Source organism: Streptomyces albus subsp. albus (assembly GCF_000725885.1).
Lineage (GTDB): Bacteria > Actinomycetota > Actinomycetes > Streptomycetales > Streptomycetaceae > Streptomyces > Streptomyces albus.
This window is the reverse complement of the sequence record NZ_JODR01000021.1, coordinates 79,501-106,402: the sequence shown is the minus strand read 5'-3', so window position 1 is coordinate 106,402 and position 26,902 is coordinate 79,501. Positions and strand designations below refer to the sequence as shown.

At 71.3% G+C, this 26,902-nt stretch carries 24 protein-coding genes and 2 pseudogenes; 14 read left to right on the top strand and 12 right to left on the bottom strand.

The features are described 5' to 3' along the window. Window positions 1-356 precede the first annotated feature (356 nt). Window positions 357-854: a transcription elongation factor GreA gene (gene greA / locus IO40_RS0123975; protein ID WP_016469427.1), complete on the top strand. Its 498-nt coding sequence runs from the start codon at window positions 357-359 to the stop codon at window positions 852-854. Between the two features lie 157 nt (window positions 855-1,011). On the opposite strand, the pseudogene IO40_RS0123965 reads toward greA, so the two are convergent. From IO40_RS0123965 to IO40_RS0123955, 3 genes and pseudogenes are all read right to left on the bottom strand, one after another. Further along, a pseudogene (locus tag IO40_RS0123965) lies at window positions 1,012-1,577 on the bottom strand (GNAT family N-acetyltransferase). A gap of 79 nt (window positions 1,578-1,656) precedes the next feature. Then, the gene (locus tag IO40_RS0123960; RefSeq protein WP_030409110.1) at window positions 1,657-2,241 is read right to left on the bottom strand and encodes an HD domain-containing protein; all 585 of its coding nucleotides are present in this window, start codon (window positions 2,239-2,241) and stop codon (window positions 1,657-1,659) included. A 154-nt stretch (window positions 2,242-2,395) separates the two neighbouring features. Continuing rightward, entirely contained in the window at window positions 2,396-3,733 is a 1,338-nt protein-coding gene (locus IO40_RS0123955; protein ID WP_033229604.1) for an NsdA family TPR-like regulatory protein, read from the bottom strand. 237 nt (window positions 3,734-3,970) lie between these two features. Here IO40_RS0123955 and IO40_RS39695 point away from each other — a divergent pair, with 237 nt between their 5' ends. The 4 genes and pseudogenes from IO40_RS39695 to tgmC all read left to right on the top strand — a co-directional run bounded on the left by IO40_RS39695 (window position 3,971) and on the right by tgmC (window position 6,931). Next, window positions 3,971-4,393 carry an ATP-binding protein gene (locus IO40_RS39695; RefSeq protein WP_041968700.1) on the top strand — a complete coding sequence of 141 codons (423 nt, stop codon included), beginning with the start codon at window positions 3,971-3,973 and terminating at the stop codon, window positions 4,391-4,393. 153 nt (window positions 4,394-4,546) lie between these two features. Further along, window positions 4,547-4,849, top strand: coding sequence for a putative ATP-grasp-modified RiPP (tgmA, locus tag IO40_RS0123945; protein WP_031176101.1), 303 nt, complete (start codon window positions 4,547-4,549; stop codon window positions 4,847-4,849). A gap of 29 nt (window positions 4,850-4,878) precedes the next feature. Next, window positions 4,879-5,795 (top strand): annotated as a pseudogene (gene tgmB, locus IO40_RS34005) (ATP-grasp ribosomal peptide maturase). Beyond that, on the top strand, window positions 5,792-6,931 hold the full coding sequence (tgmC, locus tag IO40_RS0123935) for an ATP-grasp peptide maturase system methyltransferase (protein WP_016469436.1): 1,140 nt from the start codon (window positions 5,792-5,794) through the stop codon (window positions 6,929-6,931). The pseudogene tgmB and the gene tgmC overlap by 4 nt, the downstream one beginning before the upstream one ends. A 76-nt stretch (window positions 6,932-7,007) precedes the next feature. Here the strand turns inward: tgmC and IO40_RS0123930 are convergent, their stop codons facing one another. The 3 genes from IO40_RS0123930 to ilvA form a co-directional block, all read right to left on the bottom strand. Continuing rightward, window positions 7,008-7,871 (bottom strand): ABC transporter permease, encoded by an 864-nt coding sequence (locus IO40_RS0123930; RefSeq protein ID WP_016469437.1) that lies wholly within the window; start codon window positions 7,869-7,871, stop codon window positions 7,008-7,010. Continuing rightward, window positions 7,868-8,899, bottom strand: coding sequence for a daunorubicin resistance protein DrrA family ABC transporter ATP-binding protein (locus tag IO40_RS0123925; RefSeq protein ID WP_016469438.1), 1,032 nt, complete (start codon window positions 8,897-8,899; stop codon window positions 7,868-7,870). The genes IO40_RS0123930 and IO40_RS0123925 overlap by 4 nt, the downstream gene beginning before the upstream one ends. 216 nt (window positions 8,900-9,115) lie before the next feature. After that, window positions 9,116-10,363: a threonine ammonia-lyase gene (ilvA, locus tag IO40_RS0123920; protein ID WP_031176100.1), complete on the bottom strand. Its 1,248-nt coding sequence runs from the start codon at window positions 10,361-10,363 to the stop codon at window positions 9,116-9,118. 393 nt (window positions 10,364-10,756) lie between these two features. Here ilvA and IO40_RS0123915 point away from each other — a divergent pair, with 393 nt between their 5' ends. The 3 genes from IO40_RS0123915 (at window position 10,757) to IO40_RS0123905 (ending at window position 12,088) form a co-directional block, all read left to right on the top strand. Beyond that, window positions 10,757-11,296: a MarR family winged helix-turn-helix transcriptional regulator gene (locus tag IO40_RS0123915; RefSeq protein ID WP_016469440.1), complete on the top strand. Its 540-nt coding sequence runs from the start codon at window positions 10,757-10,759 to the stop codon at window positions 11,294-11,296. Between the two features lie 86 nt (window positions 11,297-11,382). Then, entirely contained in the window at window positions 11,383-11,850 is a 468-nt protein-coding gene (locus IO40_RS0123910) for a sigma factor-like helix-turn-helix DNA-binding protein (RefSeq protein WP_030409104.1), read from the top strand. Beyond that, window positions 11,837-12,088 (top strand): hypothetical protein, encoded by a 252-nt coding sequence (locus tag IO40_RS0123905; protein ID WP_030409103.1) that lies wholly within the window; start codon window positions 11,837-11,839, stop codon window positions 12,086-12,088. The genes IO40_RS0123910 and IO40_RS0123905 overlap by 14 nt, the downstream gene beginning before the upstream one ends. A gap of 110 nt (window positions 12,089-12,198) precedes the next feature. On the opposite strand, the gene IO40_RS0123900 is transcribed toward IO40_RS0123905, so the two are convergent. Next, complete coding sequence (locus IO40_RS0123900; RefSeq protein WP_016469443.1) at window positions 12,199-13,395, bottom strand: cystathionine gamma-synthase; 1,197 nt, start codon at window positions 13,393-13,395, stop codon at window positions 12,199-12,201. Between the two features lie 111 nt (window positions 13,396-13,506). Here IO40_RS0123900 and IO40_RS0123895 point away from each other — a divergent pair, with 111 nt between their 5' ends. Then, on the top strand, window positions 13,507-14,685 hold the full coding sequence (locus IO40_RS0123895) for a hypothetical protein (protein ID WP_030409101.1): 1,179 nt from the start codon (window positions 13,507-13,509) through the stop codon (window positions 14,683-14,685). A 144-nt stretch (window positions 14,686-14,829) separates the two neighbouring features. Here the strand turns inward: IO40_RS0123895 and IO40_RS0123890 are convergent, their stop codons facing one another. Further along, window positions 14,830-15,438, bottom strand: coding sequence for an O-methyltransferase (locus tag IO40_RS0123890; protein ID WP_041968699.1), 609 nt, complete (start codon window positions 15,436-15,438; stop codon window positions 14,830-14,832). Window positions 15,439-15,572: 134 nt separating this feature from the next. Next, the gene (locus IO40_RS0123885) at window positions 15,573-16,466 is read right to left on the bottom strand and encodes an SDR family oxidoreductase (RefSeq protein ID WP_016469446.1); all 894 of its coding nucleotides are present in this window, start codon (window positions 16,464-16,466) and stop codon (window positions 15,573-15,575) included. Window positions 16,467-16,706: 240 nt separating this feature from the next. On the opposite strand from IO40_RS0123885, the gene IO40_RS0123880 reads away from it, so the two are divergent. Together IO40_RS0123880 and IO40_RS0123875 are read left to right on the top strand one after the other, a co-directional pair. After that, complete coding sequence (locus IO40_RS0123880; protein ID WP_030409099.1) at window positions 16,707-17,279, top strand: TetR/AcrR family transcriptional regulator; 573 nt, start codon at window positions 16,707-16,709, stop codon at window positions 17,277-17,279. A 283-nt stretch (window positions 17,280-17,562) separates the two neighbouring features. Beyond that, on the top strand, window positions 17,563-19,587 hold the full coding sequence (locus tag IO40_RS0123875) for a thioredoxin domain-containing protein (RefSeq protein WP_031176099.1): 2,025 nt from the start codon (window positions 17,563-17,565) through the stop codon (window positions 19,585-19,587). Window positions 19,588-19,618: 31 nt separating this feature from the next. On the opposite strand, the gene IO40_RS0123870 is transcribed toward IO40_RS0123875, so the two are convergent. Then, window positions 19,619-20,269 (bottom strand): TetR/AcrR family transcriptional regulator, encoded by a 651-nt coding sequence (locus tag IO40_RS0123870; protein ID WP_016469449.1) that lies wholly within the window; start codon window positions 20,267-20,269, stop codon window positions 19,619-19,621. A 274-nt stretch (window positions 20,270-20,543) separates the two neighbouring features. On the opposite strand from IO40_RS0123870, the gene IO40_RS0123865 reads away from it, so the two are divergent. Together IO40_RS0123865 and IO40_RS0123860 are read left to right on the top strand one after the other, a co-directional pair. Continuing rightward, window positions 20,544-21,755, top strand: a complete 1,212-nt coding sequence (locus tag IO40_RS0123865; RefSeq protein WP_016469450.1) for a pyridoxal phosphate-dependent aminotransferase — start codon at window positions 20,544-20,546, stop codon at window positions 21,753-21,755. Window positions 21,756-21,831: 76 nt separating this feature from the next. Further along, window positions 21,832-22,245 (top strand): SCO4983 family protein, encoded by a 414-nt coding sequence (locus tag IO40_RS0123860; RefSeq protein WP_016469451.1) that lies wholly within the window; start codon window positions 21,832-21,834, stop codon window positions 22,243-22,245. Window positions 22,246-22,334: 89 nt separating this feature from the next. Here IO40_RS0123860 and IO40_RS0123855 read toward each other — a convergent pair whose 3' ends face one another. Further along, window positions 22,335-24,179, bottom strand: coding sequence for a phosphoenolpyruvate carboxykinase (GTP) (locus IO40_RS0123855; protein ID WP_016469452.1), 1,845 nt, complete (start codon window positions 24,177-24,179; stop codon window positions 22,335-22,337). A gap of 267 nt (window positions 24,180-24,446) precedes the next feature. On the opposite strand from IO40_RS0123855, the gene trhA reads away from it, so the two are divergent. Next, on the top strand, window positions 24,447-25,169 hold the full coding sequence (gene trhA / locus IO40_RS0123845) for a PAQR family membrane homeostasis protein TrhA (protein ID WP_016469453.1): 723 nt from the start codon (window positions 24,447-24,449) through the stop codon (window positions 25,167-25,169). Here trhA and IO40_RS0123840 read toward each other — a convergent pair. Beyond that, a complete protein-coding gene (locus IO40_RS0123840) occupies window positions 25,157-26,776 on the bottom strand; it encodes an N-acyl-D-amino-acid deacylase family protein (RefSeq protein ID WP_258775790.1) in 1,620 nt (539 codons plus the stop codon). The two genes, trhA and IO40_RS0123840, sit on opposite strands and share 13 nt — an antisense overlap. Window positions 26,777-26,902 lie beyond the last annotated feature (126 nt).

The following is a 26,902-nucleotide window of genomic DNA, read 5'->3' as shown; positions in this document are numbered from 1 at the left end:
CGCCGCGCGGCGGCGGGGTGCCGGGTGGCGAGACCCGGGCGGATGGCGAGACCCGTGCGGATGGCGAGGCCCGGGCGGCCGACGGGCCCGGCAGGCCGCCCGCCCGCGCAACGTGACCGCCACGTCACAGCCCCTGGACCAGGGCCCGCCCACCACTGACGGAAGCGGCGGCACCGGCCCCTGCCCGGCTGCGGGCCCGCTGCGGAGCCCGTCCTGACCTGGGACGGAGCTTCGGCCTTCTTCCCTTTTCAGCCGGAATTGTTAAGCTCGTGGTTTCGCCCACCAGTGAAGGCGCACCCTTTCTGGTAGGGCGATTGCTGCATCAGCTGACATCCCAGTACCGACGAGGAGCACCTGTGACCCAGACCAGCGACAACGTCACCTGGCTGACCCAGGAGGCGTATTCCCAGCTCAAGGCCGAGCTGGAATACCTGTCGGGTCCTGCACGTACCGAGATCGCCAAGAAGATCGAGGCGGCTCGCGAGGAGGGCGACCTCCGCGAGAACGGCGGGTACCACGCGGCCAAGGAGGAGCAGGGCAAGCAGGAGCTGCGGATCCGTCAGCTTCAGCAGCTCCTGGAGAACGCGAAGGTCGGTGAGGCGCCGGCGGACGACGGCGTGGTGGAGCCGGGCATGGTGGTGACCATCGCCTTCGACGGCGACGAGGACGACACCATCACCTTCCTCCTCGCCTCCCGCGAGTACGCGAGCGCGGACATCGAGACCTACTCTCCGCAGTCCCCGCTGGGCACCGGCGTGAACGGCAAGAAGGTCGGCGAGGACGCCCAGTACGAGCTGCCCAACGGCAAGATGGCCTCCGTCCGCATCCTGGCCGCGAAGCCCTACCAGGGCTGAGCACGGCAGGTACCGGACACGACGACGGCGGACGGCCCGCGCGCCCAGCGCGGGCCGTCCGCCGTTCGCACATCGGGGACGGGGCCCCGCCCGCTGTCCGCCACGGGCTGTGGCAGAGGTGTGATCGGCCAGACCGTCACCGAGCGAGCAGGCAGGCTCAGGCCGAGGGCAGACGCGGCCGGATCATGGCCCGCAGCAGGGGCGAGTCGGGCGAGGGCCTGCTGTCGCCGAGGTCCCGGTAGCCCCACCCCTCGTACAGGCGGTGCACCTTTCCGTCACCGGCCGAGGGGTTGACCATCAGGGTCACCTGTTCCTCGGCCCGCCCGTGAGAAGCGTGTCGTGGATGCTCCGCGACGCCCCCGTCTTGCGCCAGGGGACCCGCACCATGATCTCTTTGAGCACCAGCGTCGGCGTCCGGGTCAGTGTCTCCGGCAACGGTGTGGTGATCCGCCGCCAGTAACGGTCGCCGTGCTCGATGCTGTTGCCGTACGCATAGCCCACCGCCTCGTCGCCGTCGTACCCGACGACGGCCTCCCACCCCGGCTCGGCCGCATGACGGGCCAAGCGTTCGCCGTACCGCTCGACGGAGTAGTGCGGATCATGAAGCCGGTCGGCCCGCACTTCCGCGTAGACACTGATCAGCGTGTCCCAGACGGGCGCGATGTCCCGGAAGCGGCGCAGTTCTACGGCCGCGGGCACGGGGGTCACGGGGCGTCCTTTCATGGCGTCGCGCACCGAACGGCAGTGGGGCCCGCCCGGACAGGCACTTTCGCGTGCGTACGGGCACTGCGCGAGGCCGGGCTCAGCGGAGGTAGGTCTGCTGCCACTCGATCGAGGTCATGCTCAGCGCGGCCTCGGCGAGGGCCTTGGCGGAGGCCGTCTTGAGCTTCGAGAGGCTGCTGTCGATCCACGGCTGGACGTTCGAGCAGCCCTGTTCGCGGTATTCCACAGCCTGGACCAGGCACTCCAGCTTGTCGGCGTCGTGCGCGCAGACGACTTCGAGGGAGTCCCCGTTCTCGTACTCCGCCACGATCCGCTGCGCCCCGGCCCGCACCGCCGGGTGCGCCGCCGACACCTGGTCCGCGGTGACCTTCTCGTTGCCGGCCGCTTCGAGATAGCGCCGGCCGATGTGCGGGATGTCGCCGACGCGGGTCTCCTGGGTGTCGTGCCAGAGCCCGAGAAGAGCCGTCTTCGCGGGATCGGCGCCTTCCATCATGGCGAGCACGGAGCCGATGAGCCCCACACGGAACGAGTGCTCGGCGATCGTCTCGGGGTCCTTCACCCCGGCGATCCACCAGCCGCTGCGCTTGGCACGCTTCAGCATCCCCATCTCCAGCAGAAACCCTGCTGTGCCCTTCGCCTGCTCCTGCGGGGTGTTGTCCGCCATGGGATGTGTCCCTCCGGTGTCATGTGTGCGCGCTGTTCTCGCGCGGCACGCCGCGCGCCCTCGGTGTGACTTCCTCGCATCCGAGAGCGGGGCCGGGGGCACCGCGTCAATGCGTCTCGATGCCGTAATCGGCAGTGCCCGCATGGGCGTTCCGTCAGGCCGCCTCGACAACCGGCAGGGCGCGGAGGCGGTCCTGGAAGTCCCGTACTGCGGGGGTGTCGTACCGCTTGAGCCGTCCGGAGAACTCCTTCAGACGGTCGACCGCCCGGCCTGATGACACCCCCCCTTCGAGCAGCTTCACACCGTGAGTCGCCGCGTCGAGCGCACCGTCGAGGTCGTGGCCCGTCAGTCGTGCCTCCGCGAGGCGGCCGGCACGGACGGCTCGGTCCCGGGGTGCGGAGGCGGTCACCGAGGAGACCAGGTAGCGGGTCGCTTCGGCGGGACGTCCTGCCCAGAGGGCAACCTTGCCGCGGGTCGAGTCGATCTGCGATTCGCCGAACCACCCGAGCCACGCGGGGCGTTCCTTCTCCACGCGGTCCCACAGCCCGAGAGAGCGCTGGAGGGCCACCGAAGCGCCCCGGTGATCCTTCAGCTGTGCCTTCGCCGCCGCCAGATGGAGGTACAGGTACGTCCGTGAGAGCGCCGACAAAGACCCGGTGCGCCTCTCCAAAGCTGTTTCCAGCAGTGTGGCGCGCTCGCGGTTGTGACCCCCGTCGGAGGCGTGGACGCCCATCTCCGCGAGGACGAAGGCGCCCAGGTTCTCGTCCCCGGCCGTACGGGCGGAGCGCAGAGCGGCGACGTAATACTGCTGCCCGACCGAGTGGAGTCCGGAGTCGTATGCCATCCATCCCGTGAGGTGCGCGACTTCGGCGGCCAGGGAATGGAGACGAGCGCGCACCGTTTCGGTGCAGCGGGCACTTTTGATCATTGTCGTGATCAGAGCCAGGTCGCTGCGGGCGTGCTCCAGCAGCTTCGCTCCCCCTGCTTCGGCGTCGAGGTCGCGCAGGGAAGTGACGCGTTGCTCAAGGCTGGTGAGCATCCGGTCCGTCACCCTGTCACCCTCCGCCGCGGAGGCGAAGGCGGCCGGCGCTTCGGCCCAACTCACGGCCAGCGCACTCAAAGATGCTCCTGTGATGGTGAGGAAGCCTCGCCGGTCCATATGTCCACCCCTCACGAGATCGCTCAGCACTTCCACGGTACCGGCCTGAGTCCATGGCTGGTGGATACCGGTGACTTCCCAGACCGGCAGCCAGAGGGGCCACGTGTCCGGCCTGGCATATTCCGGAGGAATTCCCAACATGTCAGCGATGACTGCCTGGGCAGCCCTGTCAGGGACTTGCCCCCAGGTCTCCCATTTCCAGACGGTGGTGCGATTCGTGGCGAGGTTGTGTCCGAGCTTCTTCCCGTGCCGGCATAGGTGGTCGGCGAAACGCCGAACCCCCATCTGGAGCAGGGATTCTCTGACGTAGGTCAGCGGATGGGCTAGTGGCATCTCATGCGGCACTGCTGCTCCTCGGTCCCTGAAGGGCGTTTTCGAGCCTACCCGTCGCGCAGCTCAACGACCGCAGGACGGAGGAGAAACCCCCTCGAAACCTCCCGCTGGCAACGGGGTCCCCACAGACTTTTCCTCGCCGTCGGAACTCTCGGCGGCAGGTGGGGCCCTGTGCCGTGAACCGGGATCTCCCCACCGGCTCGGAATCAAGGGAGGGAAGACCTTGTGATCACGCCCATGACCCGACCCCCCGCGGTGGGAGTGCCCGGCTACAGCCAAAGTCTGCGCTGCGAGGCGCAGTCCGCGCGGCGCGCTCGTCGCCTGGTGGAAGTGGTCCTGGCCGCGTGGCAGCTCGATTCTTTGAGCGGAACAGCGTGCTTGGTGGTCTCCGAGTTGGTGGCCAACGCTGTGAAACATACGGAGAGTACGACCGTGCGGGTGGGCATCATCCGGGTCGGACCTCGCCGCGTCCGGATCGGTGTCTCCGACACCTCCGCGCAAATGCCGCTCCTGAAGCCCTTCGAACGTTGCGCGACTTCGGGCCGTGGCCTTCACCTGGTTGCGGAGGCGGCGGTTCGGTGGGGCGTTGACCAAGGCAGGTGGGGCAAGACGGTGTGGGCGGAGCTGTCCGGGGGACAGCCGCCGGGGGCTCTGCTGTGAAGCCGTGTCACCTCTGAGGTTCTTTTCCTTGCCTCTTTCGTTCAGCGCTCTTTCACGGCGGTGCTCGTCCGACGCCGCCGGTGGTCTCTCCCGGCTGATCCGCAAGGGCAGCGGGGGCCGTTCTGTTCCGACGATTCCATGACGGAGGACAAGGTGTTCAACCACTCGGATCGACTTCCGACCAGTTCGCCCCTGCCCCAGGGGTGGCCCACGACTGTTCCGTGGGGTGTCCAGAGGATGGCGCCGTACCCGGCCCTCGCCCCCTTCTACGCGCGGGCCGAGATCGACGGCGTGACACAGACAGCCCGCTACTTCGACGCCGGCGGACATGTCATGGAGATGCCCGGGCACGGCACCAGCACCGGCACCAATCCGGCGACCAACACCGGGAACCCCAGCGGCGGGGGCGGCAGTGGCGGGGGCGACCAGGACACGGGGAACGACAACGACCAGTGAGCTACACCGGCCCGGTGCTGGTCGTCACCATGGTTGACGACCCGACGGCCGACTTGGTGATCAGTGAGCTGCACGGCCGGGGCGTTCCGGTCGTGCGGCTCGACTCCGGGGACTTTCCCGCCACCTTGTCGGTCGCGGCAAAGATCACCGAAGAAGGAGTCGGCGGAACGCTGGTCACACCGACCCGTACCGCGGATCTGTCCCATGTCCGTTCCCTGTACTACCGGCGGCCTTCCGGATTCGCCTTCCCGCACCTGGACGAGCAGGACGCGCGGTTCGCGGTGACGCAGGCCCGCTACGGGCTCGGAGGGGTCCTCGCAGCGCTGCCCGGCTGTCTCTACGTCAACCACCCCCACCGCATCGGGGACGCCGAGTTCAAGCCTTCGGGCCTGGCGGCGGCGGTCGCGTCGGGCTTCCGGGTTCCCCCCACTTTGATCACATCCGACCCGGTTGCCGCGAAGAGCTTCGTCGAGGAACACGGCCCCGCCATTTACAAGCCGCTCTCCACGCCGCTGTACCGGGTGGACGGAGTCTCGTGCACGGTCAAGGTCGAGGAAGTCACCGCGGACCAGCTCGACGAACGGTTGGCCGGTACCGCCCATCTGTTCAGCAGAAGGTGGGCAAGGTCGCCGATGTGCGGGTGACGGTCATCGGGGACAAAGTCTTCAGCGTCCGGATCGACTCCGGTCTCCTGGACTGGCGGACGGACTACGAGAGGCTGTCGTACAGCGTGGTCGAGCCGCCCGACGAGGTGCGCACGGCGCTGCGGCGCTACCTCGCATACTTCGGGCTGGCCTTCGGTGCTTTCGACTTCGCCCTCGACCGGCACGGTGTGTGGTGGTTTCTCGAATGCAACCCGTCAGGCCAGTGGGCATGGCTGGAGCCGGCCACCGGGTTGCCCATGGTCGCGGCCATGGCTGATCTCTTGGAGCGATACCCGGGATGAGTACCGACAGGAGTCTTGCTGAAGCGCTGGCCGATCACATCGCGGCCAGTGGCGATCTGCGGTCGCCCGAGTGGCGCCGGGCCGTTCTCGACGTTCCCCGGCACGAGTTCCTGCGCGACGGGTTCTTCCGGCGCACGGACGAAGGCCACGTGACCGGGTGGGAGCCTGTTCTGCCCGACGATCCGACGTGGTTGCCGGCTTGCTACGCGAACGCGTCGCTGGTCACGCAGATCGCCGGGGGGATCGTGCCGCGTGACATCGAGGGGCGCATCTTCCGGCAGCCGACCAGTTCCAGCACCATGCCGGGCCTCGTCGTCCGGATGCTGGAGGAACTGGGCGTCGAGGACGGGATGCGAGTCCTGGAGATCGGCAGCGGTACCGGATACTCCACGGGCCTGTTGAGCCACCGGCTCGGCGACGAGCTGGTGACGTCAGTCGAAGTGGACCCGGCTGTGTCCGGTCGCGCTCGGGCAGCACTCGGCCGCATCGGGCATCACCCCCGCATGGTCATTGGTGACGGCCTCCAGGGACACCGCGAGGGGGCCCCCTACGATCGGCTGATCGCCACGTGCGGGGTCTTGCGCATCCCCGTCGCATGGCTGGAGCAGGTCAAGCCTGGTGGTCGGATCCTCGCCACCGTCGGCGGTTGGCTGTACGCCTCGGAGCTGGCATGTCTCACCGTGCACGAGGACGGCACAGCCGCGGGGCGCCTTCTCGGCGGAGAAGTCTCCTTCATGCTGGCGCGGCCCCACACACCACCACCTCTCGGCGTCCTCCCGGACTTCGCCCGAGAAGGTACGGAGAGGGAGTGCACGGTGCCCGGCGATGCGCTGACCGACTGGACCGCGCGTTTCGTCGCCCAGCTCGCCGTCCCCGGAGCACAGCGCTTCAGCCTGATGGACGGCGACGGTGACATGGACGTGCTGCTGGATGTCCACGGGGAGTCCTGGGCCGGGCTGCGCAACGAGAAGGGCCGGTGGATCGTGCGGGAAGGCGGGCCGGAGCCGCTGTGGCGGCGGATCGAAGACGCTCTGCTCAGGTGGGGGCGCGACGGGGCGCCGGCGTTGGGCTCCTTCACCGTCGGTGTGTCGGCGGAGGGCGGTCAGACGGTGAGCTGGCCGTCTTCGGCGGGGTGACCGGGCGGTGAGTCCTGCCCGCATGCCGTGTTCCGTGCGTGCGGGCAGGACTTCGTGCCGACCTCTTACCGGGGGATCAGCGGGCCGTGCTGCGGTACTTGTGGACCGCCAGGGTGCGGAAGACGGCGATGATGACGACGGACCAGAGCAGCGACGCCCATACCGGGTGCTGCATCGGCCAGGCGTCCGGCACCGGGTAGTGCGGCGGCAGGTTGCCGAACAGTTCGCGGGCGGCCACGACGGTGGCGCTGAACGGGTTCCATTCGGCCAGGTGCTGGAGGAAGGCGGGCATGTTCTGCGAGGGCACGAACGCCACCGAGATGAACGTCAGCGGGAACAGCCACACCAGCCCGCCCGAGGTGGCGGCCTCCGGTGTGCGTACCGAGAGGCCGATCAGCGCGCCGATCCAGGTGAAGGCGTAGCCCAGCAGCAACAGCAGCCCGAAACCGGCCAGGGCGTTGAGGACACCGTCGTGTGCCCGCCATCCGACCAGGGCGGCGACGATCGCGAGCACCACCAGGGTCAGCGCCGTCTGCACCAGATCGGCCAGGGTGCGGCCGGTCAGTACGGCGCCGCGTGCCATGGGCAGTGAGCGGAACCGGTCGATGAGGCCCCTGTGCATGTCCTCCGCTATACCGGCGCCCGCACCGGCCGTGGCGAAGGTGACGGTCTGGGCGAAGATGCCAGCCATCAGGAACTCGCGGTAGTCCTGGGCGCTGGTGCCGGAACCGGGGATCTGGATGGAGCCGCCGAAGACGTAGCTGAACAGCACCACGAACATGATCGGCTGGATGAGCCCGAAGATGACGACCTCGGGGATGCGCACCATCCGGATCAGGTTGCGCTTGGCCATGACCAGCGAGTCGGTGACGGACTGGACGATGCCGCCGCGCCCCTTGGGGGCGGTGCCGGACGGCGCGGCGTGGGCGGTGGCGGTCACTTGCCGGCCTCCTTGCGCTGGGACGCGCGCCGGGCGGGGCGCTCGTCCTGTGACTCCTGCTCCTGTGGTGCGCTCTCGGCGGCGTGTCCGGTCAGCGAGATGAAGACATCGTCGAGGGTGGGGCGGCGCAGGCCGATGTCGTCGATCTCGATGCCGCGGGTGTCCAGCTCCCGGATGACCTCGGCCAGCAGTTTGGCGCCGCCGGTGACCGGGACGGTCAGTTTGCGGGTGTGCTCCTCGACGGTGCAGCCCTCGTGCGCGGTGCCGCGCAGGCCGTGGTTCTCCAGGATCTCGCGGGCCGCGGGCAGGTCCGCGCGCTCGTGGACGACGACCTCGATGCGCTCGCCGCCCGTCTGCGCCTTGAGCTGGTCGGAGGTGCCGCGGGCGATGACCGTGCCGTGGTCCACCACGGCGATGTCGTGCGCCAGCCGGTCGGCCTCCTCCAGATACTGCGTGGTCAGCAGCAGCGTCGTACCGCCCGCCACCAGTTCCTCGATGACCTCCCACAACTGCTGCCGGTTGCGGGGGTCGAGGCCCGTGGTCGGCTCGTCCATGAACATCACGGGAGGGCTGACGACGAGGGCGGCGGCCAGGTCGAGGCGGCGCCGCATACCGCCGGAGTACGTCTTGGCGGTGCGGTCGGCGGCTTCCGCGAGGTTGAAGCGCTCCAGCAGCTCGTCCGCCCGCTTCTTCGCGTCCCGCGCGGACATCTGGTAGAGCCGGCCGACCATCTGGAGGTTCTCACGGCCGGTCAGATACTCATCCACGGCGGCGAACTGGCCGGACAGGCCGATGGAGCGGCGGACCGCCGTCGGGTTCTTCAGCACGTCGATGCCCGCGACCCGGGCCGTGCCCGCGTCGGGCCGCAGCAGCGTGGTGAGCACCCGCACCGTGGTGGTCTTGCCCGCGCCGTTGGGGCCCAGCAGGCCGAGCACGGTGGATTCGGGGACGTCGAGATCGACGCCGTCCAGAGCCTTCACGTCGCCGAAGGTCTTCACCAGCCCCTCGGCGTAAATGGCACCCGGCATGGATGGACTCCCAGAGTGTGGAGCGCGGAGCTCTACGAAAAAAGCACGATATTCCGGAACAAGACGGCACGCACGGATCGGCGCGGGGCGCGGCCGTCGCACAGCAGTATGTGCGACGCGATGTATCGCGTCAACCGCTTCTCGCGATAGTGCGCGTCCGCCGAGTGCGTCGTGGTGGCTCCGGCCCCTCGCCCGGCGGCACCGGCCGGACGGGCCTCAGCTCTTGACCGTGTACCCCGCCGCCCGCAGCCCGGACGCGACCTCCACGCAGTGCTCGGGGCCCTTGGTCTCCAGGTGTAGTTCGACCTCCACCTCGTCGAGTCCCAGCCGCGGATCGGTCCGCACATGGCTCACGTCGAGCACGTTGGCGTCGAGCGCCGACAACTCGCCCATCAGCGCGGCCAGGGCGCCGGGCCGGTCCGAGAGGCGCAGCCGCAGCGAGAGGTAGCGGCCCGCCGCTGCCATGCCGTGCCGCAGCGTCCGCTGGAGCACCAGGGGATCGACGTTGCCGCCGGACAGTACGGCCGAGAGGGGTCCGTCGAAGCTGTCCGGCTCCTCCAGGAGCGCCGCGACCGGGCTGGCGCCCGCCGGTTCGACGACCAGTTTCGCCCGCTCCAGGCAGAGCAACAGTGCGCGGGAGAGGGCGTCTTCGGAGACGGTGCGGACCTCGTCCACCAGCGAGCTGATGATCCGGAACGGGACGTCCCCGGGGCGGCCCACCTTGATGCCGTCCGCCATGGTGGCGACGGACTCCAGGGCGACGGGCGCGCCGGCCGCGAGGGAGGGCGGGTACGCGGCCGATCCCGCGGCCTGCACGCCCACCACCCGTACGTCGGGCCGCAGGGCCTTGATCGCGACCGCCATCCCGGCCAGCAGTCCGCCGCCGCCGACGCCCACCACGACCGTGCGCACCTCGGGGCACTGCTCCAGCAGTTCCAGGCCCAGCGTGCCCTGGCCGGCCACCACGTGCGGGTGGTCGAAGGGGTGGATGAAGACGGCGCCGGTGGCATGTGCGTACTCCTGCGCGGCCTTCAGCGTCTCGTCCACCACCTGGCCGTGCATCCGGACCCGGGCCCCGTACTCGCGAGTGGCGGCCACCTTCGGCAGGGGAGCGCCCACCGGCATGAACACCGTCGAGGTCACCCCCAGCAGTGAGGCGGCCAGAGCCACACCCTGCGCGTGGTTGCCGGCGCTGGCCGCGACCACGCCGCGCCGCCGCTCCTGCGGTGAGAGGCCGGCGATCCGCACGTAGGCGCCGCGCAGCTTGAACGATCCGGTGCGTTGCAGGTTCTCGCACTTGAGGCGCACCGGGGCGCCGATCAGCGAACTGAGGTGGCGGCTGCCTTCGATCGCGGTGGTGCGGGCGACGCCGGCGAGGGTCCGCCGTGCGCGGCGGATGTCCTCCAGGGTGACGGGGAGATCCGCTTCCGGAGTGGTGTGGTGCGGTGGTGCGGTGGTGGACATGGGGGTCAGTGTGGCAGCCGGCCCGAGGGAGGGGCGCCCGCTGACGCGGTGCGGCCGGTGGGGTGCCCGGTGTCCTTGTGGGGGGCCGCGGCGTTGTCCCCGGCGGGGCCGCAGTAGGTTTCCGGCGACGTCCCGGCGTGGTCCCCGCGGCGCCCGGGCCGCGTTCCTGTCACGTCCCGGTCGCGTTCAGCCGACGTCCGGGCCGTGTTCCGGTGAGGTTCGGGCGGTACTCCGGCGTGGTTCGCGTCACTGGTTCGTGCAGCGGAGGTACTCAGCTGGGCTACTCCGCGTACTCTGTCGGCACCAGCTAGGTCGTCGCACCCAATAAACTATCCCAAAACCGTCAAAATTCGTCAAAAACTCCCGCAGACCCACGAAGTGAGCGCATCTGCCATGCCCACGCACCCGGACATGACGACAGACACCCCAGACAGCCCGGACGCGGGAGCCACCGCTTCCCCGGCCGCCGTGCTGGACGCCATGCAGCACCAGCTGGCGGTGTACGCGCGCCGCGCGGAGCAGACCCGGCTCGGCGGTCTCGGCCAGGCCCGCAACTCCATGGACCGCGCCGCCTATCTGCTGCTCAACCGCCTCGACCAGGAGGGGCCGATGGGCGTCAAGGCACTCGCCGCGGGGATGGGCATCGACTCCTCCACCGTCACCCGGCAAGTCGCCCCGCTCGTCGAATCCGGCCTGGTCAAGCGCACCTCGCACCCGGAGGACGGACGCGCCGTCGTCCTGGAGCTGTCGCCGCGCGGGGTGGCCCGCCTGGAAGAGGTGCGCTCCTCGCGGCGCAACCTCATGCAGCTCATCACCAAGGACTGGACGGAAGAGGAACGCGGTACGTTCTGCGCGCTGCTGACCCGGTTCAACCGGGCGATGCTCGATCTGCACCCCGGCAACGGCACGCAGGGCCCCAGGTCCGGCTCATGACCCCGCGGGGCAGGTGCCGGCGGTCGTGCCGCGCCTCTTGATTTGATCTGTCTCCCTGCCGTCCCATGGGCGGCACGGGAGGCGGCGTGCGAGAGCGTCAGCAACAGCAAGAACGCCTCCGCGCCCTGGAGTTCGAAGCGTTCGTCGCGGGCGCGGGCGGCCGGCTCCTGCATGCCGCCACACTGCTGACCGGCGAACCCCCCGGTGCCGCGCCCGAGGCCGAACGGCTGCTGGTACGGGCACTCGGACGGACCCGCGCCGACTGGGCACGGCTGCGCGGCGGCGACCCCTACGACCGGACGCGGCAGGAACTGGCCGCGCGGTTCGCCCGCTCCACCCGGCGCCACCGCCGCGCGCGCGGCGGCCTGTTGGGCGGCCTGTCCCCCCACGAACGGCTGGTGCTGGTGCTGCGGCTGTACGAGGGCATCGCGGAGGAACAGGTCGCCGCCGGGCTCGGACTGCCCGTCGAGCGCGTACGGGCCCTGCACACCCGGGCGATGACGGCGCTGCTCAGCCGCCCCTCGGAAGCGGAGGCGCAGCATGAGCCCGCCTGACCGCAAGGAAGCCGACGTGAGGGCGCTGCTGCGGCAGCCGCCAGGGGTGCCGGTGCCGGCCGATCTGGCCGCGCGTGCCCTCGCGCAGGGGGAGCGGCTGCTGCGGCGGCGCCGGGTACGGCTCGCCCTCGTCTGGGTGACGGTGCTGACCGCACTGCTGGCGCTGGTGGTCTGCTCCCTCGTGCTCGACCCCTGGTCGGAGCCGCCGCCGACGACCTCCCCGGCAGTGGGCCGGTGACCCGTCGCCCGGGGCTGCCGGGCGAGCCGCGGGCGGGGCCTTCCCGGGAGAGGGCCCCGCCCGACGGATCAGTCCCGGCGGATCAAGCCCGACGGATCAAGCCCGGCGGATCAGTCCAGGGCCTGGCTCAGGTCCGCCAGCAGATCGTCCGCCGACTCGATGCCGACCGACAGCCGCACCAGATCCGCGGGCACCTCCAGCGCCGAGCCGGCCGCCGAGGCGTGGGTCATCCGTCCCGGGTGCTCGATCAGGGACTCGACACCGCCGAGGGACTCGCCCAGGGTGAACAGCCGCGCACGGTCGCAGACCCGTACGGCCGCCTCCTCGCCGCCGGCCACCCGGAAGGACACCATCCCGCCGAAGCCCCGCATCTGCTTGGCGGCGATCTCGTGCCCCGGGTGGGAGGGCAGCCCCGGATAGAAGACCTCGGTCACCTTCGGGTGGGCCTCCAGCAGCTGCACGACGCGCTGCGCGTTCTCCCCGTGCCGGTCCATGCGCACGCCGAGGGTCTTGATCCCGCGCAGCACCAGCCACGAGTCGAAGGGCCCCGCGATGCCGCCCATCGCGTTCTGGTGGAAGGCCAGCTCGTCGCCGAGCGCCGGATCGGTGACGACCAGGGCGCCGCCCACCACGTCGGAGTGGCCGCCCATGTACTTCGTCGTCGAGTGGACCACCGCGTCGGCACCGAGCGCGAGCGGCTGCTGGAGATAGGGGCTGGCGAAGGTGTTGTCGACGACCAGCCGGGCGCCCGCCGCGTGGGCCACCTCCGCGACGGCGGCGATGTCCGTGATGCCCAGCAGCGGGTTCGAGGGGGTCTCCACCCACACGGCCTTGGTGCGCTCGCGCAGCTCGGCCCGTACGGCGGCCGGGTCGGAGGAGTCGGCCACCGACCACTGGACGCCCCACCGCTCCGCGACGCGGGCGAAGAGCCGGAAGGTGCCGCCGTACGCGTCGTTCGGGATCACCACGTGGTCGCCGGGCGTGAGCAGGGTCCGCAGGAGGCAGTCCTCGGCGGCGAGCCCGGAGGCGAAGGCGAGACCGCGCCTGCCGCCCTCCAGCGCCGCGAGGTTCTCCTCCAGCGCGGTGCGGGTCGGATTGGCCGAGCGGCTGTACTCGTAGCCGCCGCGCAGCCCGCCGACGCCGTCCTGCTTGTAGGTGGACACCTGGTGGATGGGCGGGACCACCGCCCCCGTGGCCGGGTCGGCCGCCTGCCCCGCGTGGATGGCGAGGGTCTCGAAACCGTGCCGGGGGCCGCTGGTGGTGCCCTCGGCGCCGCCGCCGATGCCGTTGTCGCGCTGCTCACTCATGGGGGCGAGACTAGTGGGCCGTACGGTGGAGTGGGGGCATGCTCGGCAGAGCCGTCCCTCAGCAACGCCCCGACCCGCCGCCGCCTCGTCACAGCGTGGAGAACCGACGCCATGGAAGCCCTGTTCCTCCTGATCGCATTCGCCGCCGTCTTCGGCGCGGTGGTCTACCCGGCGGTGCGCCGCAGAAAGCTGCGGCAGGAGGGCATCCAGGGGGCGGCGCGTGCGCTCGACCCGGTCGCCGGCTACGGATTCGTACCCTCCGACGAGCTGGACGTACGGCTGCCGGGACCCGACCGGGAACTGGTCGAGGCACTGGAGGAGACCCAGCGCGGCCAGGACTGGGAGCCGGTGGCACGACTGCTGGCCCTCACCGGTGACGAGTACGAGCTGCGCTGGCAGCGGGTGCAGTCCCTGGCGGGCGCCGCGGCGATGGAACTGGCCGGCTGGCGGGCCCAGGGGCAGGCCGCGGGCGGCGAGGAGACCGGCGGCACGGCAGGCAGCGTCTCCTTCAGCAAACAGCCGGCCGCCGTACCGCAGGACGCCCGGTGGCTGCGCCAGTGGCGGCTCCAGCGGCCCCAGGACCACGGCGGGGCGCAGGTGTACGCGCAGTTCCTGGTCTTCCAGGCGCTGGCGGAGCCGCAGTCGGCCGATCACCGCATCATCCTGGAGGAGGCGCGCAACGTCGCCCAGGACGCGGCGCGGCTCGCCCCCGCCGACCCGACTCCGCACATCACCGAGCTGCTGATCGCCCGGCACCTCAACTACCGCGAGGCCGATTTCTCCGCCCTGTGGGACACCGTGCGCCGCCTTGCACCCGACCACATGGGCGCCCACCTTGCGGCGCTGCCGTACTGGTCGGCCAAGTCGATGGGCTCCAAGGACAAGGCCGACGCGTTCGCCCGGGCCGCCGCGGCCCAGGCCCCCGAGGGCACCCTTCTGGCGGCGCTGCCGCTGTTCGCCGCCTACGACCACCTGCCGGAGGTCAACATGGTGCGCGGCCTGTACCGCAGCGAGGAGATCGGCACGGCCATCGAGGCCGCCGAGTACGCCGTCGACCAGGTCGACGACGACCACCCGGTGCGCCCCCACGTGCTGCACCTGCTGGTGTGGTTCCTCGTCCGCGCCGAACGGTACGAGGAGGCCATGGAGGCCCTGGCCGCCGTGGACGGCCACGTGGGCGCCATCCCCTGGGTCGACGAGGGCGACCCGGCCGCCGCGTACGCCGCCTACCGCGCGCTGGCCGTCGCCGGCTGGGAGGCCACGGGCGGCGCCCGCACGTCGCATCCGTGACGGGGGGCTGCTCGGCGCTTCCCGGCACAGTGAGCCGTCTGCCGCGGTCCCGGTCCGGCCGGGTCTCGCCGTTCCGTGCGGTCCGCGCAGGCGGGTGGCTGGGGCCATGACGCGGCCGGACCGGTGGTCCTGAGCGGCGCACACCTACAGGCGGCAGCTGATCTCCAGGCCGTCGTCCACCGGGAAGGTGACGCTGTGGTAGCCGTTGGCCGTGTCCCGGACGTGGTCGAGGTAGGGGGCCAGGCCGGGCAGTTCGACGTCGTCGGCGACCACGAGGGTGCCCGGCGCGAGGTGCGGCTCCAGGAGCCGCAGGACGGGCAGGCACAGGTCCTTCCAGCCGTCCAGGAACAGGAAGCCGATCCGGGTGTCCAGCTCGGCGAGTGTCCGCAGAGCGTCGCCTTCCAGCAGGGTGATCACGTCGTCGAGGCCGGTGGCGGCGAAGGTGCGACGGGCGGCTGCGGCCTTGCTCCGGCTCATCTCGGTGGTGATGACGTGCCCGACGCCGTTGTCCCGCACGGCGGCGGCGAGATGGAGTGCCGAGATCCCGTACGAGGTGCCGAACTCGACGACGTGGGAGGGGCGGGTGGCGCGCACCAGGTTGTAGAGGAGCCTGCCGCCCTCCGCGGAGACCGGCATGTAGATGTCCTGTGCCGCATCGGCGAGTTGCTGAGCCGTGAGGGCGTCGCCGCCGGCGGAGTGCGGTATTCCCGCACGCTGTGCGGTCTGACCGTCGTGCTCAGCGGCTTCGAACATGCGGGCGAGTGCCGCTGAGACACGTGGTTCTGCGAGCGTGTGCGAGTACGTGTTCACGGGGTGTGCTCCTCGAATTCTTGGTGGACCGGTGGGCCGGGTGGGCGGCGCCGCGGGCCGCCCACCCGCAGGGTGCGTCAGGCCGTGTAGGCACCCGCGTCGATGTCCTCGACGAGGGTGGGGCCGCCGGGCTCCCATGACAGAAGCTGCTGGGTGGCTTTGCTCTCGGCGGTCATGGTCGAGGCGAAGAAGCGGCCGACGAAGCCGAAGTGTGGACCGGCGTCCTCCGGCGCGACGGAGACGACCGGCAGGCCGAGGCTGCGGCCGACGGCCTCGGCGATCTCCTTGGTGGTGACGCTCTCCTCGGCCACGGCGTGCAGGCGTGTTCCGGCGGGAGCCTGCTCCATGCCGAGGCGGACGAGGCGGGCGGCATCCGTGCGGTGGACCGCCGACCAGGCGGTGGAACCGTCACCGATGTATCCCGAGGAGCCCCGCTCGCGGGCGGCGGCCGTCAGGAAGTTGACGAATCCCCAGTCGCCGTGGCCGTGCACGCTCGGTGCGAAGCGTACGATCACGCTCCGCACACCTTCGGCAGCGTAGTCCAGGGCGAGATTCTCGCTGCCGCCGCGGTTGGAGCGCGGGCCGACGGCGGGTGAGGCGTCGGCCTCGGTGGCCGGGCGGCCTTCCACGAGGCCGGACAGCGCGGAGGCGACGATCAGGGGCCGGCCGCTGCCGGCCAGGCTGTCGCCGAGGGCGGCGACGGCGGCACGTTCGGCGCGGTCCGACTCGGCCGGGTTTCCCCAGTCGTGCTTGTTGGCGAGGTGGATGACGGCTTCGGCTTCCGCCGCGCCGCGCCGCAACGCTTCGAGGTCGTCCAGATCGCCCCGGTGCGCGGTCGCGCCCTTGGCGGTCAGCTTCCGTTCGCTTTCCTCGGAGCGGGCCAGGCCGACGACCTGGTGGCCTGCCGCGAGGAGCTCGTCGACCACGGCGGAGCCGATCCAGCCGGTGGCTCCGGTGACGAATGCGCGCATGAGTGTGGTCTCCTTCGTCCCCCTGGGGGGCGGTAAGAGGTGGTGATGGTGGTCGGGCTTTCCCCTGTGCAGGGCGTGTGGCCATACGCGAAAAGCCGTGGACTGTCGGTTTCGTCGGCGGACGTGGTGCATGACAGGCGGCACGGAGCGTGGGCCGGTAAGCCGGACACGCATTTCCGAGTCACCGTGCACCGTAAACGTAGCAGATACGGTGCACCGTGTCTCGTTTACGATGAGTGCATGGTGGAAGGCACAGGCCGCGGACGGCCGCGCAGCGAGAGTGCACGGGCCGCCGTGCTCCACGCCGTCGACGACCTGCTGGTCGAGGTGGGATACGCGGCTTTGACGATGAAGGGCATCGCGGAGCGGGCCGGTGTGGGCCGGCAGACCGTGTACCGCTGGTGGTCGAACAAGGCGGAGGTCCTGTACGAGGCGAGCGTGACCGACGCCCGGCAGGAGCTGGCGGTGTCTCTCAGCGGTGACGCCCGTGCGGACGTGCGGGCCTATCTCGACGCTCTGATCGCCTTCTTGACCCGCTCCCACGCGGGAGCGGCCTACCGGGCCCTTCTGGGAGAGGCGCAGCACGATCCGGATGTCGCCCTCCTGCTGGCCTCCCGCGACATCCTCGAAGACAGCGCGGCGGCGATCGTGGAGGCGGCGCGCGCGGCCAGCGGTACGACCCTGTCGGCCGAAGAGGCGACCGCGCTGCTGATCGGGCCGTCCTTCTTCCGCGTGCTGTCCGGGCATCGTGCCGAGGACATCGACACCGCGGCACTCGCGGACCGGTTCATGCGGGCCCTGGCCTCCCCCTGAGCAGCGGTACGCGGCACGCTCCCGCGCCGTGCGCGAGCCGGGCCGAGCGCGGCGCGCAGCGCACCGACGGCGCGGCCCGGGGTGGTACGTCCGAGGACGCTCCCCGCCGCGTTCGCCGCGGCGCCCGCCGAGTGTCGTTCGTACACGGAGCTGCCGCCGCGCGCCCGTTCGCCCAGCAATCCCCGGACGGGTTCGCCGGAGTGGTGGCGGCTGCCGGCCACTCCGAGTGCAGCCGGCACGCTGAGCATGAACAGGGCTGCGGTGGCGTGAGAGGGTGGGTCGTATGAACCGGTTGGCTGGTATGACCTCGCCGTATCTGCTCCAGCACGCGGACAATCCGGTCGACTGGTGGCCCTGGTCGCCGGAGGCGTTCGAGGAGGCGCGGCGGCGGCAGGTGCCGGTGCTGCTGAGCGTCGGCTACGCCTCGTGCCACTGGTGTCATGTGATGGCCCGCGAGAGCTTCGAGGACGAGGCGACGGCGCGGGTGATGAACGCGCACTTCGTTTCCGTGAAGGTGGACCGCGAGGAGCGGCCGGACGTGGACGCCGTCTACATGGAGGCGGTGCAGGCGGCCACCGGACAGGGCGGCTGGCCGATGACCGTCTTCCTGACACCCGACGCCGAGCCGTTCTACTTCGGCACCTACTTCCCGCCCGCGCCGCGGCACGGCATGCCCTCCTTCCGGCAGGTGCTGGAGGGGGTGCGGACCGCCTGGCAGGACCGGCGTGACGAGGTCGCCGACGTGGCCTCCAGGATCAGTGCCGATCTCGCGGGCCGCAGCATCCGGCTGGGGGCGCCGCAGCCGCCGGGGGCGGAGGAGATGGGGGCCGCGCTGCTGGGGCTGACCAAGGACTTCGACGCGAGCCGCGGCGGCTTCGGCGGGGCGCCGAAGTTCCCGCCGTCGATGGTGCTGGAGTTCCTGCTGCGGCACCACGCCCGCACGGGTTCCGAGGGTGCGCTGCAGATGGTGCAGGCCACCTGTGAGGCGATGGCCCGGGGCGGTATCTACGACCAGCTCGGCGGCGGTTTCGCGCGCTACTCCGTGGACGCGGAGTGGGTCGTGCCGCACTTCGAGAAGATGCTGTACGACAACGCGCTGCTGTGCCGCGTGTACGCCCATCTGTGGCGGAGTACCGGGGATGAGCGGGCCCGCCGGATCGCGCTGGAGACCGCCGACTTCATGGTGCGTGAACTGGGCACCCAGCAGGGCGGTTTCGCCTCCGCGCTGGACGCGGACAGCGACGACGGGCAGGGCGGCCACGCCGAGGGTGCCTACTACGTGTGGACCCGCTCCCAGCTGACGGAGGTGCTCGGCGAGGACGACGCCGCACTGGCCGCCGACTGCTTCCGCGTCACCGAGGAGGGCACGTTCGAGCGCGGCGCCTCCGTGCTGCAACTGGCCGACCGGGACCGGCCGCTGGCCGACGCCGACCGTCTGGAATCGGTGCGGCGCAGGTTGCTGGAGGCCCGTGCGGCCCGGCCCCGGCCCGAGCGCGACGACAAGGTCGTCACCGCCTGGAACGGTCTGGCCGTCGCCGCGCTGGCCGAGACCGGCGCCTATTTCGAACGGCCCGATCTGGTGGAGGCGGCCACCACCGCCGCGCGGCTGCTCGCCGAGGTGCACACCGTCGAGGACGGCCGCCGGCTGCTGCGCACCTCGCGTGACGGCGTGCCCGGCACCAGCGCCGGGGTGCTGGAGGACTACGCGGATGTGGCCGAGGGCTATCTGACGCTGTACGCGGTCACCGGTGAGACGGACTGGCTGCACCGTGCGGGTGCCCTGCTCGACACGGTGCTGGAGCGGTTCGCCGGTGACGATGGCACGCTGTACGACACGGCCGACGACGCGGAGCGGCTGATCCGCCGCCCGCAGGACCCCACCGACAACGCGGTCCCCTCCGGCTGGAACGCCGCCGCCGGTGCCCTGCTGGCCTACGGCGCCTACAACGGTGAGCACCGCTACCGCCAGGCCGCCGAGCAGGCCCTGGGTGTGGTGCGCGAGCTCGCCGCCCGGGCGCCGCGGTTCCTGGGCTGGGGCCTGGCCGTGGGGGAGGCTTTGCTGGACGGGCCGCGCGAGGTGGCCGTGGTGGGCGAGCCGGAGGAGCGCGCCGCGCTGCACCGTACGGCGCTGCTGGCGACGGCGCCCGGCGCGGTCGTGGCCACCGGTGCGCCGGGGGAGACGTCGGTGCCGCTGCTGGAGGGCCGCGGCCGGGTCGAGGGGCGGCCCGCGGCCTATGTGTGCCGCGGTTTCGTGTGCGCGGCGCCCGTGACGGAGCCGGACGAGCTGGAGCGGGCCCTCGGCGACTGAGGGCCCCGCGTCCGGTCCGGCTGTCCCGCGCTCACAGGGTCAGGCCGCGCTCCAGGACGCCCAGGGCGCGGGTGACCAGGGTGTGCAGGGTGTCCAGGTCGCCGCTGAAGTCGGACTCGGACCAGCAGTAGAGGGCTTCCATCAGGGCGCCCAGCATGGCGCCGGTGACGATCCGCAGTTCCAGGTCGTCCTCGGGGCGCCCGGTGCGTTCCGCCAGGCTGCGGCGCAGCTGGCAGGCGGTGTCGGCGGAGTGCTCGCTCATCCGGCCGCGCAGCGCGGGCACCTGGCGGATGAGGCGGATGCGCTGGAAGATCTCGTCGGCCTCCGTCTGGTGGATGCGGGCCAGCGAGGCGTACAGCGCCTCGCGCAGCGCCGTGACGGGCGGCTCGCCGGCGGGCCGTTCTCCCAGGGCCTCCTCCAGCAGCGGGTCGTACTCGTCGGTCAGCACGATGTCTTCCTTGGTGGGGAAGTAGCGGAAGACAGTGCTGGGGGAGACCTCCGCCTCGTCGGCGATCTGGTCGACGGGGGTGGCGTCGTAGCCCTGTTCCTGGAAGAGGCGGTAGGCGGTCCTGCGGATGGCCTGGCGGGTCTGGATCTTCTTCCGCTCGCGCAGACCCAGCTTGGCCGGGGGAAGGTCCGCGTGGGCGGTGTCGTCGGCGGATTTGGTATGTGCGGGGGCCATGGATGTCATTGTCGGCCATGGCCCGGTGCGGGGCCATGCGCCGGACGCGTCCGAACGCCCGCGGGCGCGCTCGTGGGCTCCCCGGAACGGCCGAATGCCCCGGGAGCCGCCGGACGGGCCGGACGGGCGGGCCGGGGACGGCCGGGCGGGTGGTCCGGGCCGGGGCCGGCACCGGGCGGGAGGGCGGGCGGCCCGCCCGCGGCCCGGACCGGACGTCCCCCGGGGTGAGGCAAAACACGGAGCGGCCTGTGGGCGGCGCCCGTAGGGTGGCGCTATGCAGGTCATCCAGTCGACGAAGCTCGCCAACGTCTGCTACGAGATCCGGGGCCCGGTCCTGGAGGAGGCGCAGCGGCTGGAGGCGGCGGGGCATCAGATCCTCAAGCTCAACACCGGCAATCCGGCGGCGTTCGGGTTCGACTGCCCGCCGGAGATCCTGGAGGACATGCTCCGCAACGTGGGCACGGCGCACGGCTACGGCGACGCCAAGGGCCTGCTGTCCGCGCGGCGCGCGGTGATGCAGCACTACCAGAAGCTGGGCATCGAACTGTCCGTCGAGGACGTCTACCTGGGCAACGGGGTCTCCGAGCTGATCCAGATGTCCATGCAGGCGCTGCTGGACGACGGCGACGAGGTGCTGGTGCCCGCCCCGGACTATCCGCTGTGGACGGCCTCCGTCTCGCTGGCGGGCGGTACCGCCGTGCACTACCGCTGCGACGAGCAGTCCGACTGGATGCCGGATCTGGCCGATGTCGAGCGCAAGGTCACCGACCGTACGAAGGCGCTCGTCATCATCAACCCGAACAACCCCACGGGCGCGGTCTACGACGAAGAGGTCCTGCGGGGGCTGACCGACATCGCGCGGCGGCACGGGCTGGTGGTGTGCTCGGACGAGATCTACGACAAGATCCTCTACGACGGTGCCACGCACACCCCCACCACGCTGATCGCCCCCGACCTGCTGACCTTGACGTTCAACGGGCTGTCCAAGTCCTACCGGGTGGCCGGCTACCGCAGCGGCTGGCTGGCGGTGTGCGGTCCCAAGGCGCACGCGGGCAGCTACATCGAGGGGCTGACGATCCTCGCGAACATGCGGCTGTGCGCGAATGTGCCGGCGCAGCACGCGGTCGCCGCCGCGCTGGGCGGCCGGCAGTCCATCGAGGATCTGGTGCTGCCGGGCGGCAGGCTCTGCGAGCAGCGGGATGCCGCCTACGACCTGCTCACTCAGATCCCCGGCGTGACGTGTGTGCGGCCCAAGGGGGCCATCTACGCGTTCCCGCGGCTCGACCCGAAGGTCTACAAGATCAAGGACGACCGGCAGATGGTGATCGATCTGCTCCGCAGCGAGAAGATCATGATCGTGCACGGTACGGGTTTCAACTGGCCCGAGCCCGACCACTTCCGTATCGTCAACCTGCCCGCCGTCGACGAGTTGCGCGACGCGGTGACGCGGATCGGCCGCTTCCTGGACGGCTACGGGCAGCCGTGACCGTTCGGTGAATGCGGGCCAAGTTTAGACGCCGTCTAAGTTAGGATGGCTTCCTGAACGCATCAGGAGGCCATCCATGTACGAACCGATCCGCACCAAGTCGGTCCACACCGTGGCCGAGAACGTCCACCGGGGCACGCTGCCCCGGCGTTCCCGCGAGGAAGAGCTCGACATCCGCCTCGCCGGGCACCTGACCGCGCTCCTGACCGTGACCGACGAGCTGCGCGCCCTGACGCCCTCCGCATCCCTGGAGACGGCGGCCGTGGAGCTGGCCGCCCATGCGACCCGGCTCGCCGGCGGGCGCGCACCCCTGCGCGCGGAGCCCTCCGCCCCGCGGAACGACCCCGCGCACCTCGCCTCCCTGCACGCGAGGGCCCGCACCCTCGCCGGCACGGCGCTGGCCGTCGCCACCTCCCGCGGCGACGAGGCCGTCGCCGCGCTGATGACCGAGCGTCTGGCCGCCCACGAGGGGGCCCTCGTCCCGGCGTGAGGCACCGCGCGGCGCCCTTACGGCGTACGCGCTGTGCGCCGGCCGAGGACGGGGGGGACAGCGACCCGTCCACGGCCGGCGCGCCGCCGTCAGCCCAGGCGGTCCACCAGGGCGCGGTACTCGTCCCAGAGCGCCTGCGGGGTGTGGCTGCCGAAGGTCTCCAGGTGGCCGGGGATCAGCGCCGCCTCCTCGCGCCAGACCTCGCGGTCCACCTCCAGGATGAAGTCCAGCTCCGCCTCCGACAGGCCGAGCCCCTCGGTGTCCAGGTCCTCCTTGCGCGGCAGGACGCCGATGGGCGTCTCCACGCCCTCCGCCTGGCCGTTCAGCCGCTGGACGATCCACTTCAGGACGCGGCTGTTCTCGCCGAACCCGGGCCAGACGAAGCGGCCCTTCTCGTCCTTCTTGAACCAGTTGACGTAGTAGATCTTCGGCAGCTTGGCCGGGTCGGCACCCTCGCCCACCTCAAGCCAGTGCGCGAAGTAGTCGCCCATGTTGTAGCCGCAGAACGGCAGCATGGCGAACGGGTCGCGGCGCAGCTCGCCCACCTTGCCCTCGGCGGCGGCGGTCTTCTCGCTGGCGACGTTGGCGCCGAGGAAGACGCCGTGCTGCCAGTCGAAGGATTCGGTCACCAGCGGTACGGCGGTGGCGCGGCGCCCGCCGAAGAGGATCGCGGAGATCGGCACACCGCGCGGGTCCTCCCACTCGGGGGCGATGATCGGGCACTGGCCGGCCGGGACGGTGAAGCGGGCGTTGGGGTGGGCGGCCGGGGTGCCGGACTCGGGCGTCCAGTCGTTGCCCTTCCAGTCCGTGAGGTGCGCGGGCGGCTCCTCCGTCATGCCCTCCCACCACACGTCGCCGTCGTCGGTGAGCGCGACGTTGGTGAAGACCGCGTTGCCCCACAGGGTCTTCATGGCGTTGGCGTTGGTGTCCTCGCCGGTGCCGGGGGCGACGCCGAAGAAGCCGGCCTCCGGGTTGATGGCGTACAGCCGGCCGTCCTCGCCGAACCGCATCCAGGCGATGTCGTCGCCGATCGTCTCCACCGTCCAGCCGGGGATGGTGGGCTGGAGCATCGCCAGGTTCGTCTTGCCGCAGGCCGAGGGGAAGGCGGCGGCCACGTACTTGGCCTCACCGCGCGGCGGGGTGAGCTTGAGGACCAGCATGTGCTCGGCGAGCCAGCCCTCGTCGCGGGCCATCACCGAGGCGATGCGCAGCGCGTAGCACTTCTTGCCGAGCAGCGCGTTGCCGCCGTAGCCGGAGCCGTACGACCAGATCTCGCGGGTCTCGGGGAAGTGGGAGATGTACTTGGTGGAGTTGCACGGCCACGGCACGTCCTGCTCGCCCTCGGCGAGCGGGGCGCCGACGCTGTGCACGGCCTTGACGAAGAAGCCGTCCTCGCCCAGTTCGTCCAGCACGGCCTGCCCCATGCGCGTCATCGTGCGCATGGAGACGGCGACGTACGCGGAGTCGGTGATCTCCACGCCGAGCGCGGAGAGCGGGGAGCCCAGCGGGCCCATGCAGAAGGGGACGACGTACATGGTGCGCCCGCGCATCGAACCGCGGAAGATGCCCTGTTCCCCGGCGAAGATCTCCTTCATCTCCGCGGGGTCCTTCCAGTGGTTCGTGGGGCCCGCGTCCTCCTCCTTCTCGGAGCAGATGAACGTGCGGTCCTCGACCCGCGCCACGTCGGTGGGGTCGGAGGCCGCGTAGTAGGAGTGCGGGCGTTTGACCGGGTCGAGCTTCTTGAAGGTTCCCTTGGCGACCAGTTCTTCGCACAGACGGTCGTACTCGGCCTCGGAGCCGTCGCACCACACGACGCGGTCGGGCTGGGTGAGCTCGGCGATGCTCTCGACCCAGGAGAGCAGTTCCCGGTGCCGGGTGGGGGCTGACGCGGAAGAGGGGTTCGAGGGGGTGGGAGCCGCAATGCTGCGCGCCACGATCGCTCCAGACGTTGAGGGTTTTGTTCTGCTGTCAGCGCGCCCCTTGGGGGCCGCGACCCGGATGCTTTCGTGGCAGTGGGTCTTTCTCGCTCATCCGGTGCCGCTTGTGCTCATCTGATCATGCGCGCGCACAGGGGTGCATGTCCAGATGGAATGTGTGTGTCCATGGCCACGCCGCGTCATCCGCGCAGCTCGCCGCCCGGATGCGGCGACGCAACCTACGGGGCCGCAAGTCCAGGTCCGGGCCGTGGTTACGATGGCGCGATGAACGACTCCGCGTTCCCGCCCCCGGAGCCCACCGTCCCCACCACCGCCGCCAAACTCTCCGCCTCCGCGCACAACGCGGCACAGGTGATCAAGCCCAAGCTGCGCGGCTGGCTGCACGCGGGGATGTTCCCCGCCGTCCTCGTCTCCGGCATGTTCCTGACCGCCCTCGCGGGCAGCACGCGCGGCCGGATCGCGTGCGCCGTCTACACCCTGACGGCGTGTCTGCTGTTCGGGATCAGCGCCCTCTACCACCGCGGCAACTGGAGCCCCCGCGTCAACGCGGTGCTGCGGCGCCTCGACCACGCCAACATCTTCCTGATCATCGCGGGCACCTACACACCGCTGACGATCCTGCTGCTGCCCGACGGGCGCGGCGACCTGCTGCTGTGGGGCGTGTGGATCGCCGCGGCCCTCGGCATCGCCTTCCGCGTCCTGTGGGTGGGCGCACCCCGCTGGCTCTACACGCCCTGCTACATCGCCATGGGGTGGGCCGCCGTCTTCTTCCTGCCCGACTTCCTGCGCACCGGAGGCATCGCCGTCCTGGTGTGCGTCCTGGTCGGCGGCCTCCTCTACAGCGTGGGCGGCGTCGTCTACGGCATCAAACGCCCCAACCCCTCACCCCGCTGGTTCGGGTTCCACGAGGTCTTCCACTCCCTCACGCTGGCCGCGTTCGCGGTCCACTACGTGGGGATCTCCCTCGTGGCCTATCAGCACGCCTGACGCCGTACCGCCCGGCCGGCCAGCACATCCGTGCGGCGCCCGTCCTCGATGACGGGACGGCCGGCCACCAGCACGTGCGGGATGCCCGTGGGCAGGGCGCGCGGCGCCTCGAAGGTGGAGCCAGCCGCGACCGTCTCCGGGTCGAAGACCACCAGGTCCGCCATATAGCCCTCGCGCACCAGGCCGCGGTCGGGCAGCCGCAGCCGGGCCGCCGGCCGGCCGGACAGGTGGGCGACGCACTCCTCCAGCGAGAGCACCCCCAACTCGCGTACGTAGCGGCCCAGGTACTGCGGGAACGTGCCGTACGCGCGCGGGTGCGGCTTCGCGCCCTGGAGGATGCCGTCGCTCCCGCCGGTGTGCACCCGGTGCTGCATGATCGCCCGGACGTTCTCCTCGTGCCCCACGTGCTGGAGGATCGTGGAGCCCAGCCGGTCCTCGGTCAGCAGCCGGTGGGCCGTCACCCACGGCTCCTCGCCCCTGGCCGCCGCCGACTCGGCGACCGTGGCGCCCACGTACGAGGCCAGGGCCGGATTGCTCACGCCGGAGATCTCGATGGCGTCCCACTCGATCGGCACCCCGTGGCAGCCGTCGGCGCCCTCCACCTCCATCACGTGCCGGATGCGGGCCGCCGTCGCCGGATCGGCCAGCCGCGCCAGTGTCGCCTCCGGGCCGCCCTCGTTCGCCCAGCTCGGCAGCATGGCGACAAGCGTGGTGCAGCCCGGCGTGTAGGGGTAGGTGTCGAGGGTGATGTCGGCGCCCTCCTCCAGCGCCGCGTCCAGCAGCGCCAGCAGTTCGGGCGCCCGGCCCTTGTTCACCCCGAAGTTCATGGTGGCGTGCGCCAGGTGCAGTGCGCAGCCGGCCTCGCGGGTGAGGGCCACCATCTCGGCGTACGCCTCCAGCGCCCCGGCCCCATAGGAGCGGTGGTGCGGGCAGTAGTAGCCGCCGTAGGAGGCCACCACCCGGCACAGCTGGGTCAGTTCCGCGTCGGAGGCGTACATGCCGGGGGTGTAGGTGAGGCCCGACGACATGCCCATCGCGCCCTGTTCCATGCCCTCGGCGACCAGCCGCTTCATGGTGGCCAGTTCGTCGTCCGTGGCCGGGCGGTCGTCCCAGCCCATGGCGAGCATCCTCACGCTGCCCTGCGGGATCAGATAGGCGGCGTTGACGGCCGTGCCCTGGCGGTCGATCCGGTCCAGGTAGCCGCCCACCGTGCGCCAGTCGAAGTCGATGTCGGAGCCGTCACCGTTCCAGCCGGTGATCGCCTCCCGGACGGCGGCCAGCGTCGTCTCGTCGGTGGGCGCGTACGACAGCCCGTCCTGTCCCAGGACCTCCAGCGTCACCCCCTGCGCGGCCTTCGCCGAGTGGTCCGCGTCGCGCAGGATCGCCAGGTCCGAGTGGGCGTGCATGTCGATGAAGCCCGGCGCCAGGACCCGGCCGTCGGCGTCGAGGGTGCGGGTGCCGCTCGGGCGGGGCGTGCCCTCGCGGCAGATCTGCGCGATACGGCCGTCGCGGACGGCGACGTCCGCGCGGTAGGAGGGGCCGCCCGTGCCGTCGATGACGCGGGCGTCGCGGATGACCAGGTCCATGGGTGCGTGCCTTTCCGGGATACCGGTGGGGTGGCTCCGGCCCCTGCCCGCCCCTCCGCATCCCGGCCCGGGAAGGGAGGGGCCGACGGTGGGGGACCGGCGCCCCCCGGGTGCCGTGCCGCCGCCGTGCGGGCGCCCCGGCGGCGC